12 protein-coding genes are annotated in these 14,560 nt (G+C 53.2%); 3 read left to right on the top strand and 9 right to left on the bottom strand.

Translation table 11 applies throughout. The annotated features are described in order from the left end of the window. Positions 1-59: 59 nt before the first annotated feature. Genes ACZYTD_RS16400 through ACZYTD_RS16385 form a run of 4 tightly spaced genes read right to left on the bottom strand, consistent with a single transcriptional unit; the run spans position 60 to position 4,118 of the window. Positions 60-902 carry an ABC transporter permease subunit gene (locus ACZYTD_RS16400; protein WP_463893662.1) on the bottom strand — a complete coding sequence of 281 codons (843 nt, stop codon included), beginning with the start codon at positions 900-902 and terminating at the stop codon, positions 60-62. Beyond that, a complete protein-coding gene (potH, locus tag ACZYTD_RS16395) occupies positions 899-1,816 on the bottom strand; it encodes a putrescine ABC transporter permease PotH (RefSeq protein WP_463893661.1) in 918 nt (305 codons plus the stop codon). Before potH ends, ACZYTD_RS16400 begins: the two co-directional genes overlap by 4 nt. 7 nt (positions 1,817-1,823) lie before the next feature. Further along, positions 1,824-2,966, bottom strand: a complete 1,143-nt coding sequence (gene potG / locus ACZYTD_RS16390) for a putrescine ABC transporter ATP-binding subunit PotG (protein WP_463893660.1) — start codon at positions 2,964-2,966, stop codon at positions 1,824-1,826. Between the two features lie 51 nt (positions 2,967-3,017). After that, entirely contained in the window at positions 3,018-4,118 is a 1,101-nt protein-coding gene (locus ACZYTD_RS16385) for an extracellular solute-binding protein (RefSeq protein ID WP_463893658.1), read from the bottom strand. A 930-nt stretch (positions 4,119-5,048) separates the two neighbouring features. Between ACZYTD_RS16385 and ACZYTD_RS16380 the strand changes: the two genes are divergently transcribed. Both ACZYTD_RS16380 and malZ read left to right on the top strand, forming a co-directional pair. Continuing rightward, positions 5,049-5,879 carry an HDOD domain-containing protein gene (locus ACZYTD_RS16380; protein ID WP_463893657.1) on the top strand — a complete coding sequence of 277 codons (831 nt, stop codon included), beginning with the start codon at positions 5,049-5,051 and terminating at the stop codon, positions 5,877-5,879. 13 nt (positions 5,880-5,892) lie between these two features. Beyond that, the gene (gene malZ / locus ACZYTD_RS16375) at positions 5,893-7,734 is read left to right on the top strand and encodes a maltodextrin glucosidase (RefSeq protein ID WP_463893655.1); all 1,842 of its coding nucleotides are present in this window, start codon (positions 5,893-5,895) and stop codon (positions 7,732-7,734) included. 47 nt (positions 7,735-7,781) lie between these two features. Here the strand turns inward: malZ and ACZYTD_RS16370 are convergent, their stop codons facing one another. Together ACZYTD_RS16370 and ACZYTD_RS16365 are read right to left on the bottom strand one after the other, a co-directional pair. Further along, complete coding sequence (locus tag ACZYTD_RS16370) at positions 7,782-8,366, bottom strand: YhgN family NAAT transporter (RefSeq protein ID WP_463893654.1); 585 nt, start codon at positions 8,364-8,366, stop codon at positions 7,782-7,784. A 99-nt stretch (positions 8,367-8,465) separates the two neighbouring features. Continuing rightward, on the bottom strand, positions 8,466-8,708 hold the full coding sequence (locus tag ACZYTD_RS16365; RefSeq protein WP_463893652.1) for a YecH family metal-binding protein: 243 nt from the start codon (positions 8,706-8,708) through the stop codon (positions 8,466-8,468). Between the two features lie 210 nt (positions 8,709-8,918). Here ACZYTD_RS16365 and ACZYTD_RS16360 point away from each other — a divergent pair, with 210 nt between their 5' ends. Beyond that, on the top strand, positions 8,919-9,074 hold the full coding sequence (locus tag ACZYTD_RS16360) for a hypothetical protein (RefSeq protein WP_463893651.1): 156 nt from the start codon (positions 8,919-8,921) through the stop codon (positions 9,072-9,074). Positions 9,075-9,140: 66 nt separating this feature from the next. On the opposite strand, the gene secA is transcribed toward ACZYTD_RS16360, so the two are convergent. From secA to ftsZ, 3 genes are all read right to left on the bottom strand, one after another. After that, positions 9,141-11,864: a preprotein translocase subunit SecA gene (gene secA, locus ACZYTD_RS16355; protein ID WP_463893649.1), complete on the bottom strand. Its 2,724-nt coding sequence runs from the start codon at positions 11,862-11,864 to the stop codon at positions 9,141-9,143. Positions 11,865-12,356: 492 nt separating this feature from the next. Further along, positions 12,357-13,280 carry a UDP-3-O-acyl-N-acetylglucosamine deacetylase gene (gene lpxC / locus ACZYTD_RS16350; RefSeq protein ID WP_463893648.1) on the bottom strand — a complete coding sequence of 308 codons (924 nt, stop codon included), beginning with the start codon at positions 13,278-13,280 and terminating at the stop codon, positions 12,357-12,359. A 105-nt stretch (positions 13,281-13,385) separates the two neighbouring features. Continuing rightward, positions 13,386-14,540, bottom strand: a complete 1,155-nt coding sequence (ftsZ, locus tag ACZYTD_RS16345; protein ID WP_463893647.1) for a cell division protein FtsZ — start codon at positions 14,538-14,540, stop codon at positions 13,386-13,388. Positions 14,541-14,560 lie beyond the last annotated feature (20 nt).

The raw sequence follows: 14,560 nt of genomic DNA, 5'->3' as shown, positions 1-14,560 counted from the left end.
GACTCTGCTTATGGAATTAAGGCGCCATTAGGCGCCTTAATTCCATTGCTCTTGTAGAACTAACTGGCCATCGCCATCTCTTGTTTACGCCGCCGCTCAGCCTTGGCCATCAGCCACCAGGTGATAAAGGTGGCCGTCGAAACCACCAGAATGATCAGCGTCGCCAAGGCGTTAATCTTGGGGCTAACGCCAAGACGCACACTGGAGAAGACCACCATAGGCAAGGTTGTGGCATTCGGCCCAGAGACAAAGCTGGTGATCACCAAATCGTCCACTGACAAGGTGAACCCTAACAACCAGCCAGCGGCAATCGCCGGGGCGATTGAGGGCAGGGTGATAAGGAAAAACACCTTGATAGGTGTCGCCCCCAAGTCCTGGGCCGCCTCCTCGATGGACTGATCCAGCTCCCGCAGACGCGAACGTATAATCACAGTGACATAGGCCGCAGTAAAGGTTACATGAGCAATCCAGATGGTCATCACCCCCCGTTGGGAAGGCCAACCAAAAGTGTCTGACAGCGAGACAAACAGCAGTAACAAGGCCAGACCGGTGATCACCTCAGGCATCACCATAGGCGCCGTGATAAGAAAGGCAAAACTCGTCTCGCCCTTGAAGCTACCAACACGGGTCAGTACAAACGCCGCCATGGTGCCTATGATGACGGCCATGGTTGCCGTCATCACACCGATGGAAAGCGACAGCATGACCCCATCCATCATCTGCTTGTCACGAAATAGCTCGAAGTACCATTTAATTGAGAATCCAGACCAGACCGTGACCAGGCGCGACTCGTTAAACGAGTAGAAGACCAGGATCAGGATAGGGGCATATAAAAAACTGAACCCCAATAACAAGGCCAGAGTTCGCCACGGGGACTTTATCTGTGGAATGGGTGTACTCATGCTCTCCCCTCCTCCATTTCACGGCGCTGATAACGATAGAACCAGATGATGGGCACCATCAGTATGGTCAGCATGACCACAGCCACGGCAGAGGCGACTGGCCAATCCCGGTTGTTGAAAAATTCCTGCCATAACACGCGACCAATCAGCAATGAGTCAGGACCGCCCAGCAGCTCCGGGATCACAAACTCACCCACAGCCGGAATGAACACCAGCATGGATCCTGCAACTATGCCGCTCTTAGTCAAGGGCAGCAGCACGGTCAGAAAGGTCTTCCAAGGACGAGCCCCCAGGTCAGAAGCCGCCTCAATCAAGGAGTAATCCATCCGCATCAGAGCGGTATACAGAGGCAGTATCATGAAGGGTAAATAGGCATAGACAATGCCGATATAGACAGCCATATCCGTATGCAACATCTGGATTGGCTGGTCAATAATACCAATATAAATCAAGAAGTTATTCAACAAGCCATTGTTTTTTAAGATACCAATCCAGGCATAAACGCGGATCAAGAAAGAGGTCCAGCTCGGTAACACCACCAGCATCAACAACACGTTGCGCATGGAGGGCGAGGAGTGAGCGATGGACCAGGCAATAGGATAGCCGATCAACAGGCAGAGCAGGGTCGAGATGGATGCCACCCGCAAGGACTGCAGGTAAGAGTCCAGATACATCTCATCCTGTAGTAGATAGAGGTAGTTCCCAATATTAAAAATAAAGGTCAACTTTTCTTCTGCATACGCGACCAGTGCCGTATAGGGAGGGATGGCAACCTGAGTCTCCGCCAAACTGATTTTTAAGATGATGGCAAAGGGGATCAGAAAAAACAGCACCATCCAAGCATAGGGAAAGGCGATCACCAGATGACGACCACCCCACCGTCGATTGCGCACCACGGACTTCGTTTTCATCATCTGCATCCTATATGGTCAGCACAACGCAAGAATCCGGTTCCCAGTGCAGGATCACCTCATCACCCCAGGTCGGTTGTCCCTTGCGAAAGCGGTCAACATTGGGCAGGGTCGCTATGACGATCTGACCACTGGGTAGGCGTACGTGGTAGATGGAGATGTCCCCCATGTAGGCGATGTTTTCCACTACGCCCTTGTCATAGTTGAAGTGATCAACCGGGATCTCCTTGCTGAAATAGATCTTCTCCGGGCGCAGAGCCACCATCAGATGCAGACCATCCGCCACCGAGGCGCCGTGATTAACATGAATGGGATGAGTCAGCGAGTCGGAACGGATCACCATGTAATCAGCCCCCCCTTCCGCCAGCACACCCTCAAAAATATTTACCGAACCGATAAACTCGGCACTTAACCGGCAATTAGGGTGTTCATAGATCTCTTCTGGACCACCAATCTGGACAAATTCCCCGCGATCCATGATGGCAATGCGCCCGGCCATAGTCATGGCTTCTTCCTGATCATGGGTCACCATGACACAGGTCACCCCCACCCGCTCTATGATATCGACTACTTCCAACTGCATCTTCTCGCGCAGTTTCTTATCGAGCGCCCCCATAGGCTCATCCAGTAACAATAACTTGGGGCGTTTAGCCAAGGAGCGCGCCAAGGCCACACGTTGCCGCTGCCCCCCTGAGAGCTGATGGGGCTTGCGATGGGCGAAGGATTCCATGTGTACCAGCCCAAGCATCTCATGCACCCGAGCCTGGATCTCGGCTTTGGGTAGGCCATCCTGCTTCAGACCAAAGGCAATATTCTGCTCCACCGTCATATGCGGGAAGAGAGCGTAGGATTGGAACATCATGTTAATTGGACGCTTGTAGGGCGGGATGTCCGCCATGTCCTGGCCATCCAGTATGATGCTACCCTTGGTGGGCTTTTCAAAGCCAGCCAGCAGACGCAACAGTGTCGACTTACCGCAACCCGACGCTCCCAGCAGGGCAAAGATTTCCCCTTTATTGATCGTCAGAGTGACGTCATCAACTGCATTGACGCCTTCAAAACTCTTGGTGACATTGCGGATCTCCAGCAAAGGAGTCCCATGCTGAACAGCCACACTACTGGCAGGCTTGTCGACTTGATCTACCACAGCCATTTTTCTCCCTGAAGAATCCGGGGGCGTCTTAGCGCCCCCGTTAGAATGAAATTACTTACCGGTTTTGACCTTGGTCCATTCCCGTGTGAGTTCTCGATTTACCTTCTGCGGCAAGACCTTCAGGGTAAACATCTTCGGCTTCATCTCATCAGTGGGATAGATATTGGGGTTATTGCGAATGGCCGCATCCACCAGAGGAATGGACGCCTTATTGCCACTGGCATAGGAAACAAAGTTGGAGACCTTGGCGATCACATCCGGCTTCATCAGGTAATTGATGAAAGCCATGGCATTTTCCGGATGCTTGCTATCTGCCGGCACCGCCAACATGTCATAGAATATCAATGCCCCTTCCTTCGGGATGACATAATCGACCACGACCCCGTTATTGGCTTCGGCCGCACGCGCCTTCGCCTGCATCACGTCACCCGACCAACCAATCGCCACACAGATGTCGCCATTGGCCAAATCATTGATGTACTGGGATGAGTGGAAATAGGTGATGTAGGGGCGCAGGGTACTCAGCAGCTTGCCCGCTTCCTTGTAGTCGGCCGCACTGGTGCTGTTAGAGTCCTTGCCTGTGTAATGCAGTACGGTGGCAAAGATTTCTGTCGGTGCATTCAGGAAGGAGACACCACACTTGCTCAGCTTGGAGAGATTTTCCGGCTTGAACACCGCATCCCAGCTATCCATTTTGAAATCAGGGCCCATGACTTCGGCCACCTTCTTGGGGTTGAAACCAATACCAGTGGTGCCGCCCAAGTAGGGGATGGAGTGAGCATTATCAGGATCTTTATCCTGCAGCAGCTTCATGATATCCGGATCCATATTGCTCAGGTTAGGCAACTTGCTCTTGTCCAAAGGCATGAACACACCCGCCTGGATTTGGCGAGCTAAAAAGTCTGAACTGGGAACCACTACATCGAAGCCGGTCGTGCCAGCCAACAACTTGGCCTCAAGCACCTCGTTGCTGTCAAACACGTCATACACCACCTTGATCCCCGTCTCCTTCTCGAAGTTGGCGACCGTATCTTCGGCTATGTAATCACTCCAGTTATAGACGTGCAGGACCTTCTCTTCCTGAGCCGCCGCACTGCCGACGGTCATTGCCGCCACCAACGAGAGGGCGACGAATCCTTTGTTAAATGACATTGAGCGTCTCCTTACCTAGTAGTGGTGTCCCAGCAAATCGAGGGGAAGCCTGATCAGCTGATACAGTACCCGAACTGCTTATCACTTGCCCCCTGAATTAGTCCCTGCGGCCACGCTGCCCATTGACTAACCAGAATACCTCGTAACTAGCGCATTATATTTCGAAAAATTGAAAATGTATGCAGCAAATGTGCTGCCCGAACGGAGAGCATTTCCCCGTCAACCCATTGCCATACTTGGATTTCCCCGCCATAACGAGGCGGGAATTCACATGCATCGTCCCCCTGAGCCAAAACCCGGGTTCATCATAGATTTACTTAGCACGCCCTCCGCCTGTCACGGGTAATCGTCGCATAATTCACACCGCATCATGACAGAGAGCCCTGCGGGTATTGCCATATCCAATACGACCATCCCTTTCACTTATAGCACTCGCCAGTGCAATGCTTGCAACAAAAGCACCTTATCGATGGCACTAACCATGGATTAGCAAATTGCCTGCCACAATCCCTGCGGGCTTGTTTGACGAGAGGCTAGCCACACCGAGGCGGAGTCTAGATGACATGACCACACGGACCACATAGGTGCAACGCCTCGTTCTGGTCTTACCCGCACAACTTGTGTGCCCCAAAACGAAGAGCGTAATGCAGAATAAATAAAACCTAGCGCATGAAATGGTGACAAACAAAACAGCCATTGCTCATGAACCGACTAAACTTGGGTGAGAGAAATGCAAGTGCACACCAAGGCTAGACTTTTGCCCCATGTGAGCCCGCAAACCAACAATAACCGTTATCATCGCAGGGAAATACTTTGCCACCACAACAACATCAACACGCAATCATTGAGACGTCATCTACTGGTTTTCGCACTGGGTTCCAGAGCTCGAGTGTGTTGAGTGTCGAGGCGGAGGGGGAGGAGCAAACCACCATGTCTATGGAACTGTTGTTTAGCAAAATCAAGCAGCTTCCTGTCATACCTAAGCTGCTGCATGAGTTGATGCAGAGCTTTTCGGATGACAATTCCCGCATTGAGGACATAGCCAAGAAAATCGCTATGGATCAGGTGATCAGTGCGAAGGTACTCAAAATGGCCAATTCAGCCGCCTATCGCCGCGGCAATGACATTACCTCGATTGAACAGGCCGTCATTCGCCTGGGGTTCAACGCCCTACGCTCCTTGGTCGTGGCCTCTGGTATCATGACCAGCTTCAAGACCCCCGCCAACTTTGACAAGAACAAATTTTGGGTTGAAACCTTTCAAGTGGCCACCATCGCCAAAACCCTGGCCGCAGACAGTCGCTGCATAGAACCGGAGACGGCCTTTACCTGTGCCCTGCTACACAATATTGGTGAGCTGCTGATCCAATCAGCCTTGCCCGACGACGCCAGTCTGATTAATCTATCAATAAGCCAGGGTAACAGTCGGATAGAAGCACAACGTGAGATGCTGGGGTATGACTATAGCCAGGTGGGAGCCGAACTGGCCAAACGTTGGAACCTATCTGACACCTTCGTACGAGCAATCTCCCAACAACTTGATCCATTAAGCTTTACACCAGTGAGCGCAGAGGCGATCCTGATCCGGCTAGCCATGTTTGTCTCTTTTGCATGGAATGCCGGTGTGCCCCCTCAGGTGATTGTAGCCAGATTTCCAACTCCCCTTGCCCAGCATCTGGGGATCGAACCGCAGCAACTGGCGGATCGCCTGGAAGAGTTACATCAGCAGGGCAATGAACTGGCTGCCATGCTGACTAATTAATAGAGAAGTGCCGATGTCAGAGCCATTTTTTTTTCACCCTCAAGTTGCTCCTTGGTTTAAATGCAGTGCAAGTCGCCTCATCCTGACTCTGTTCACCCATAAAGAATTGGCCCTGGATGCACTCTATATTCGCCATGAGATGGATAATGAGGAAGCGTTATGCCCCATGCGCCAGAGTGGGTTGCAAGGTGAGCTGGCTATCTGGCAAGGAGAGATCCCACTACCCAAAGAAGGCCTGTCTGTATATACCTTCAAGGCCATCAAGGCTCAACAACAGTGGTGGGTTCATGGCGCCGGCGTCTCTCCCTATATTCCCACGCGGCAGCAGCACTTCCGCTACAACCTGCAACAGAAGCCGCCACAGTGGATCCAGGATCAACTTTTCTATCAAATTTTCCCCGACCGCTTCTGCGACGGAGACCCAGCCATCAGCGTCAAAACCAATGAATATCAATATGGCGATGGCAGCCATCCCATCATAGCCAAGCAGTGGGGAGAAGCCGTCGCCCAGAGCCACACCTCAACGGGTGCGACCGAGTTCTTCGGCGGTGATCTGGCAGGGATTCAGAATCGACTCTACTATCTGCAGTCGCTTGGTATTACAGCTATCTACCTCAACCCGATTTTTACCTCACCCAGTAACCATAAATACGACACAGTGGACTTCTACCAGGTCGATCCGCATCTGGGGAGCAATGAGAAACTGGCCGAACTGACCAATACCCTGCACCAAAGAGGGATGCGGATCATTCTGGATGCCGTCGTCGACCACACCTCAGATCAACACCCCTGGTTTGATCGGACAGGCCAGAAGGAGGGCGCCTACGGCAACGAAGGCTCCCCCTATCGCCGTTTCTATACCTTTGATGCCCAAGGCGGCCATGTGGGCTGGAAGGGGCTATCTCATCTACCCAAACTCGATTTTGCCGCACCTGAGGTCCAGGAGGTGGTCTATCGTGGCGAGAATGCCATTCTGAGACACTGGTTGCGCCCCCCCTATGCCATTGATGGCTGGCGTTTCGACGTAGCCCACATGCTGGGCGAACATGGTACGGCACAGGGGAACGCCTACCATCTGCGAGAGATTCGCCGCGCGGTCAAACAGGAAAATCCTGATGCCTACATGCTAGGTGAACACTTCTCCGAAGCCAGCCAATGGCTGCAGGGCGAGCAGGAAGACGGCGCCATGAATTACTATGGGTTTGCCCACCCGGTGCGCGCCTTTCTGGCAGGCAAGGACATAGCCTATCAACCAATCCAGATCTCGGCAGAGGAGCTGGATAACTGGCTGAAGCAAGCCCGCGCCCAGATCCCCTTTGCCAACCAGCTGGCCCAATTCAACCTGCTGGATAGCCATGACACGGCGCGATTTCTCTCGATCCTGGGCGGTGATATCGCCCTGATGCGCGCCGCTGTGACCCTGTTATTCACCTACATAGGCGCGCCCAGTGTCTACTATGGTGATGAAATCGGCATGGAAGGAGGAAATGATCCCGATTGTCGACGGACTTTCCCTTGGGACAGCACAGAGTGGAACCACCTGCTGCATGATCACTACCGTCGCATGATCCGGCTGCGCAAAACCCATCCGGCACTGCGACGGGGTGATATTCATACCCTATACGCTGGCGAGCACAGTTTCGTCTTTGCCAGAACCCTGGCCAGTGACGCCGTCATTACGGCTCTCAACCGCCACCCGACCAAGGCCCGGACCATGGTGCTGCCCATCTGGCAAACCGGCAGTCTGGCCAACCGTTTTACCGATCCGGAAACCCGAGAAAAATTTGAAGTGGTGAAGGGGGAAATTCAGATCACCATACCGCCGAAGACGGCGCGAGTACTCCTCGCCACCTGATACTGCAAAGTTATCAGGCCGCAAGTTGCGGCCCGATAACGTTATGCTCAAGAGAGGTAGTGCAAAGCGCCATCCAATAGCATCTGCACCGAGATCATCACCAATAACATGCCCATCAGCCGCTCTAATGCCGTCAGCACCCGTTCACCCAGAATGCGATGCACCTGCTCATAAAACATCAAAATGATCGAGCTGGCCCCCCAGGAGAGCAGCAGCGCCAGAGTCCAATCGGTCATCTGGTTCGGATATTGATGCGCCAGGAGTAGCAAGGCCGCCAAGATAGAAGGGCCGGCAATCATGGGGATGGCCATGGGTACTATCAGTGGCTCTTCCCCCTCGGGTAAGCCGGTCACGCCCCCCTCACTGGGAAAGATCATGCGCAGGGCAATGAGAAACAGCACTATGCCACCCGCGATACTCACCGCCTCCTGCTTAAGGTTGAGCAGGTTGAGGATCTCTTGTCCGGCATAGAGAAACAGCAACATCACCACCAAGGAGATGAGCAACTCACGCACCATCACCTTGCGCCGACGCTCCTTGGGCAGGGAACGCAGTATGGAGAGAAACACAGGAAGGTTGCCAAGGGGGTCCATGATCAGGAACAACATGGCTGCGGCGCTGATAATATCCATCTTCGCTATACTCGGGCATTTAGCAGAACAATATACTGCCGCGAATATAGCAGAGCAAAGATTCAATTACGACAGCCGAAGCTGCCGTTATCTCATGCCTTAGTGATTGCAGATCCGCTCGGCTTCGGTATTGAATCCCTCGGCCGACTCAACAAACTTACCGCGCTCACGCAAAAAAGCGATCAAGCTTGCGGCATCCATATCCTGAACGCTGCAAGTATGGAACCGAGCCGCCTGACCAAAACGTTCGTCTATCGCCGCCTGCAGGCTCGCTTGAGTAAACTGTCCGCCAAGCTCCAGCATCAAATGCATCACTTCATGGCCATGGATCGATGTTGTCATTGTACTCTCCTCGCGCTATAACGTGCTTAATATTGGCATGTTATAACATGCCCGCTACCGCTGCCAAGCGCCAGATGCTCCTTTCATAGCCTGACACGTAGTAGCCTACATAGCGCTCACAGAGCCCCGGCTGGTTCGTTGTCAGCGACTGCTCATTCGCGCTAGGTTCAGATAGCCAATAACAGTGTAAAAATATCGAAGGATGTCCCTATGGATCAGCAACTAGCCAATTACCTACCCGCGATTGAGCACATCATGTGTCAATGGGGAAAGAGCTTCGATGAGGCGTGTGATGAGTTGGGGCTTTCACCCGATGAGAGGTATGCCCTGGACAGACTGCAGGGTGCTCAGCTAGAAGTAGAATGAAACCGTCTACGACAACCAACAATAAAGGCGGCCAAGGCCGCCTTTATGAATGAGTCAGAGTCGCTATCAGCTTAGCTTGCCATGACACTGCTTATATTTCTTACCTGAACCACATGGACAGGCATCGTTACGCCCTATCTTGTCACCGCGGACAAAGGGGACGGCTTGAACAGGAGTACCTGCTTCCTCGGCGGTATCCTCTTCGGCCAACGCACTGCTCTCGGCATGAGTGTAGGTGCGCGGAGCCGCTTCGGCACGGCGACGCTGCTCTTCGATGGCATCAACATCCTGCTCCTGAACCTGCACACGGCTCAGGATAGCGACGACATCTTGCTTGAGGGTCTCCAGCAGCTGAGTAAAGAGCTCAAACGACTCGCGCTTGTACTCCTGCTTAGGATTCTTCTGGGCATAACCACGCAAGTGGATCCCTTGACGCAGGTGATCCATGGCCGCCAGATGCTCCTTCCACAGGGTATCCAAACTCTGCAGCATCACAGACTTCTCAAACTGCTGCATGACCTCCTCACCCACCAGCGCTTTCTTGCGACCATAGACGGCTTCCGCCTCAGTCACGATGCGCTCGCGCAGCAGCTCTTCATACAACTTGTCATCTTCCGCCAGCCACTGGGCAATCGGCAGCTCCAGGGCAAAATCACCCTTGAGACGCTGTTCCAGACCAGCAATATCCCAGGTCTCATCCAAGGAGTGCGGCGGGATATAGTCATTCATCATGCTATTGAGTACGTCGGCGCGAATGACCTGGATGGTCTCACTGATATTACTGGCATCCAGCAACGCATTGCGCTGTTCATAGACCACTTTACGCTGGTCATTGGCCACATCATCGAACTCGAGCAAATTCTTACGAATATCGAAGTTGCGACCTTCCACCTTGCGTTGCGCATTCTCAATCGCCTTGGTCACCCAAGGATGTTCGATGGCCTCGCCATATTCCATACCCAACTTCTTCATCATGCCCGTGACACGATCCGAAGCGAAGATGCGCATCAGCGTATCTTCCATGGAGAGATAGAAACGAGAGGAACCTGGGTCACCCTGGCGACCAGAACGGCCACGTAGCTGGTTATCGATACGACGAGACTCGTGGCGCTCGGTACCTATGATGTGCAGACCACCAGCCGAAATGACCTCATCATGACGTTTCTGCCACTCGGCTTTAACGGCCTCAATTTGTTCAGGCGTCTGATTAGTCAGCTTGCCGAGTTCAGCCTGCAAGTTACCACCGAGCACTATGTCCGTACCGCGACCCGCCATGTTAGTGGCAATGGTTACGGCGCCGGGCTGACCCGCTTGCGCGACGATATCCGCTTCCATGGCATGGAACTTGGCGTTCAACACCTGGTGCTTGATATTCTGCTTATTCAAGACATTGGAGATCAGTTCAGAGTTTTCGATGGAGATAGTCCCCACCAGCACAGGCCGACCTTCCGCCACGCGATCCTTGATATCCTGAACTATCGCCGCGTACTTTTCTTCGGCGGTCAAATAGACAAGGTCACCCGCGTCTTTGCGCACCATGGGGCGGTTAGTTGGCAAAACGACGGTATTCAAACCATAGATTTGCTGGAACTCGAAGGCCTCAGTGTCGGCCGTACCTGTCATCCCCGCCAGTTTTTCATACAGACGGAAAAAGTTCTGGAAGGTGATGGAAGCCAGAGTCTGGTTCTCATTCTGGATCTTGACCCCTTCCTTGGCTTCAATGGCTTGGTGCAAGCCTTCTGACCAGCGACGCCCAGTCATGGTTCGACCTGTGTGCTCGTCGACTATGACCACTTCGCCATCTTTGACTATGTAGTCCACGTCACGCTCGAACAGAGTATAAGCGCGCAAGGCGGCGTTGACGTGATGTAGTAGGGTGATATTGGCTGCAGAGAAGAGGGAGTCCTCCTCTGCCATCAAGCCATTCTGCTTGAGCAACTCTTCAACATAGAGTTGACCCGTTTCGGTCAAAAATGCCTGCCGGCCCTTCTCATCGACCGTATAGTGGCCCTCACCTTGATACTCTTCCGAATCCTCTTTGTCCTGCTTCTGCAGCAGAGGGATCAGTTCGTTCATCTTGAGGTAGAGTTCGGAGCTATCTTCGGCGGCACCGGAGATGATGAGCGGTGTCCGCGCTTCATCAATCAGCACGGAGTCGACCTCATCCACCAGCGCATAGTAGAGCGGACGCTGCACGCGCTGCTCAGGGGAAAACGCCATATTGTCGCGCAGATAGTCGAAACCGAATTCGTTGTTGGTTCCGTAAGTGACATCAGCGGCATAGGCCGCCAGCTTCTCGGTATGGCTCATACCTGCCAGGTTGCAGGAGATGCTCAGACCCAGATATTCAAACAGGGGACGATTCCACTCCGCATCACGTTGGGCCAAGTAGTCGTTCACCGTCACCACATGGACACCGCGCCCAGTCAGGGCATTCAGATACGCCGGCAGAGTCGCAGTCAGGGTCTTACCCTCCCCCGTCTTCATTTCCGCAATCTGATTGTTGTTGAGCACCATACCGCCCATCAACTGTACATCGAAGTGACGCATGCCAAAGACCCGCTTGGACGCCTCACGTACCGTGGCAAACGCCTCGGGCAGCAACTGCTCCAGGCTTTCACCCTGCTCGATACGAGCTCGGAACTCCACCGTTTTGGCTTTCAGATCGGCATCGCTCATGGCCTCAAAATTTGGCTCCATGGCATTAATCTGTTTAACAATTTTGCGCAGCTTTTTCAGGGTGCGTTCGTTGCTGCTACCAACGATTTTGGTCAATAAGTTTGTAATCATTCCGAACCAACTCTCTGGTTGTATTTATTGTTCCACATAAGGGGAAACAAGCCACTCAATCAAGACGCCACTCAGATCACATCTGTTGACGGGGAGCCGAAGAAGTCATCGACATCCGGCGACACTCGGGGTACTCAGCCGTCTGAGCCATGAGAGCAAAGGGAAAGTGATTAGCTTAAGCATCTCAAACGGCAAGTTATCTTACCTTATCGCGAGCCAAGACCCGCCACCGGTAGACTATCTGTTAGTCGAAAGCAAACCAATATCACACTCCTTGAAGTGATGTGGGGGCTAATCCTCATTATTCAAGCGGGCATGGGTAATTACTGGTCAGTGCAAACGCACAGATCCTTACGGCCATCGAGGGTATCACAACTATCACGGGGTGGCAGAGCATTTAGGCGTAGCGAAAGGGAGAATAACGCTAAAACAGAACAGGCACCGGGGAGAGAGACCGGTGCCTGTTTAATTTGTAACATGACGCCTAACTAATCAGGCATAGACCAGTGGATGATCGAAGAAGGTGATGGGGGACTTGGCAACCGCATCTTCAAAGGTCACCATCTCCCACGCTTCGGCATCGGCCAGCAGGTTGCGCAACAACATGTTGTTGACCGCATGTCCTGTCTTGTATGCCGCAAAGTCACCCAGAATATTGTGGTTACACATATAGAGGTCACCGACCGCATCCAGCATCTTGTGTTTGACGAACTCATCGTCATAACGCAAGCCCTCTTCGTTCAGCACACGATATTCATCCAGGACGACGGCATTTTCCAGACTGCCGCCGAGAGCCAGGTTCTTGGAGTGCATGTACTCCACATCCTTCATGAAGCAAAAGGTGCGAGCACGGCTTAACTCCTTGACGAAAGCTGTCCCGGAAAAATCGATACGCAACCGCTGCTTGCGGGGATCAAACACCGGATGTTGGAAATCGATGCGCAAGTCCATGCGAAAGCCCTTGTTATAGGGTCGCAACTCAGCCCACTTATCACCCTCTTCCACTCGTACCGTTTTCTTGATACGAATGAATTGCTTAGCGGCATTCAACTCTTCAATGCCAGCCGATTGCAGCAAGTAGATAAACGGGTGTGAACTACCATCCATTACCGGCAATTCCGGCGCATCCACCTCGACGATCAGGTTATCAATACCCAGTGCAGAGAGCGCGGCCGACAGGTGTTCGACCGTGGAGATCCGCACGCCCTGCTCGTTGACCAGGGCGGTACACAGCATAGTATCCCGCACCGCCGAGGCTTCCGCCTTGATGGTTACTGCAGGCTCAAGATCGCTACGCACATACAGTATACCCGTGTTGGCAGGTGCGGGGCGGAAGGTCACGGAGACCTTGCGCCCGGAGTGCAATCCAACCCCGGTAGCCTGTATGCTTTGCTTGAGAGTACGCTGTCTAATCATATAGTTACCTCGATCAATCGGGTGGTCAGACCAACCTATGAGCAGGATCGTAGCATAGTCATTGCACAAATGCTAATCACGTCACAGTTCTGACTTGTTCCTGACTTAATCTGCCTGTTTGCGCAGAAACGCCGGGATATCCAGGTAGTCAGGCTCGGCACGGCTCTGGGCTGGCTCGGCATTCACCACCTTGGAGCGCGGCTCTTCGTACTGCTGGGCTTGAGTTTCTTGCAACAGGGAACGCAGCGGACGCTCGCTCTTCTGCGCATTCTTCACCAGCGTGATCTCCGGCTTGCGATCCTGGCCAATACCAGTAGCAACCACGGTCACGCGCAGTTCATCCTGCATGTTCGGATCGATGACGGCACCCACCACCACTGTGGCATTTTCCGAGGCAAAGGCCTTGACGGCATTACCCACGATCTCGAACTCTTCCATGGTGACATCCATACCGGCAGTGATGTTGACCAGGATGCCGCGAGCGCCAGCCAGATCCACATCTTCCAGCAGCGGGCTGGAGATGGCTTTCTCGGCGGCCTCTTCGGCACGATCATCGCCACGAGCAAAACCGGTACCCATCATGGCCGTTCCCATCTCACGCATGACGGTGCGCACATCGGCGAAGTCAACGTTGATGAGGCCAGGACGGGTGATCAACTCGGCAATACCTTGAACGGCACCCAGCAACACATCGTTGGCCGCTTTGAAGGCCTCCAGCAAGCTGACGCCCTTACCCAACACCTTCAGCAACTTATCGTTAGGGATAGTGATGAGTGAATCCACATGCTTGGAAAGCTCTTCGATCCCCTGTAAAGCATAGCTCATGCGCTTCTTGCCTTCGAAGTTGAAGGGCTTGGTCACCACGGCGACCGTCAGAATGCCCAGCTCCTTGGCCACCTCTGCTACCACAGGCGCGGCACCCGTACCTGTACCGCCCCCCATACCGGCAGCAATGAAGACCATGTCAGAGCCTTCCAGCATCTGACGGATCTCCTCACGGTTCTCCAGCGCGGCTTCGCGACCAATTTCGGGGTTAGCGCCAGCACCCAGCCCCTTGGTAATATTGTTACCAATCTGCACCGTGGTTTCGGCGCCTGAATTGCGTAGCGCTTGAGCATCTGTATTGATGGCGATGAAATGCACCCCTTCGATGCTTTCACGCACCATGTGCTCTACCGCATTACCACCACCACCACCGACACCAATCACTTTAATGACGGCATCATCACCCTGGCTTCCTACCGGTTCAAAAGTAAACATGATTCTCTCTCCACACTATT

This window comes from Pseudaeromonas sp. HNCC25DJ180, from assembly GCF_055413345.1.
Note: the sequence above shows the minus strand (reverse complement) of the source record. Positions and strands in the feature narration are given on the sequence as shown.

Bases quoted from the DNA above. Each gene is read 5' to 3' on its own strand.
- potG (WP_463893660.1), bottom strand. From the start codon at position 2,966: ATGGCTGTGGTAGATCAAGTCGACAAGCCTGCCAGTAGTGTGGCTGTT.
- malZ (WP_463893655.1), top strand. From the start codon at position 5,893: ATGTCAGAGCCATTTTTTTTTCACCCTCAAGTTGCTCCTTGGTTTAAA.
- ftsZ (WP_463893647.1), bottom strand. From the start codon at position 14,540: ATGTTTACTTTTGAACCGGTAGGAAGCCAGGGTGATGATGCCGTCATT.
- ACZYTD_RS16400 (WP_463893662.1), bottom strand. From the start codon at position 902: ATGAGTACACCCATTCCACAGATAAAGTCCCCGTGGCGAACTCTGGCC.
- potH (WP_463893661.1), bottom strand. From the start codon at position 1,816: ATGATGAAAACGAAGTCCGTGGTGCGCAATCGACGGTGGGGTGGTCGT.
- ACZYTD_RS16360 (WP_463893651.1), top strand. From the start codon at position 8,919: ATGGATCAGCAACTAGCCAATTACCTACCCGCGATTGAGCACATCATG.
- lpxC (WP_463893648.1), bottom strand. From the start codon at position 13,280: ATGATTAGACAGCGTACTCTCAAGCAAAGCATACAGGCTACCGGGGTT.
- ACZYTD_RS16385 (WP_463893658.1), bottom strand. From the start codon at position 4,118: ATGTCATTTAACAAAGGATTCGTCGCCCTCTCGTTGGTGGCGGCAATG.
- secA (WP_463893649.1), bottom strand. From the start codon at position 11,864: ATGATTACAAACTTATTGACCAAAATCGTTGGTAGCAGCAACGAACGC.
- ACZYTD_RS16365 (WP_463893652.1), bottom strand. From the start codon at position 8,708: ATGACAACATCGATCCATGGCCATGAAGTGATGCATTTGATGCTGGAG.
- ACZYTD_RS16370 (WP_463893654.1), bottom strand. From the start codon at position 8,366: ATGGATATTATCAGCGCCGCAGCCATGTTGTTCCTGATCATGGACCCC.
- ACZYTD_RS16380 (WP_463893657.1), top strand. From the start codon at position 5,049: ATGTCTATGGAACTGTTGTTTAGCAAAATCAAGCAGCTTCCTGTCATA.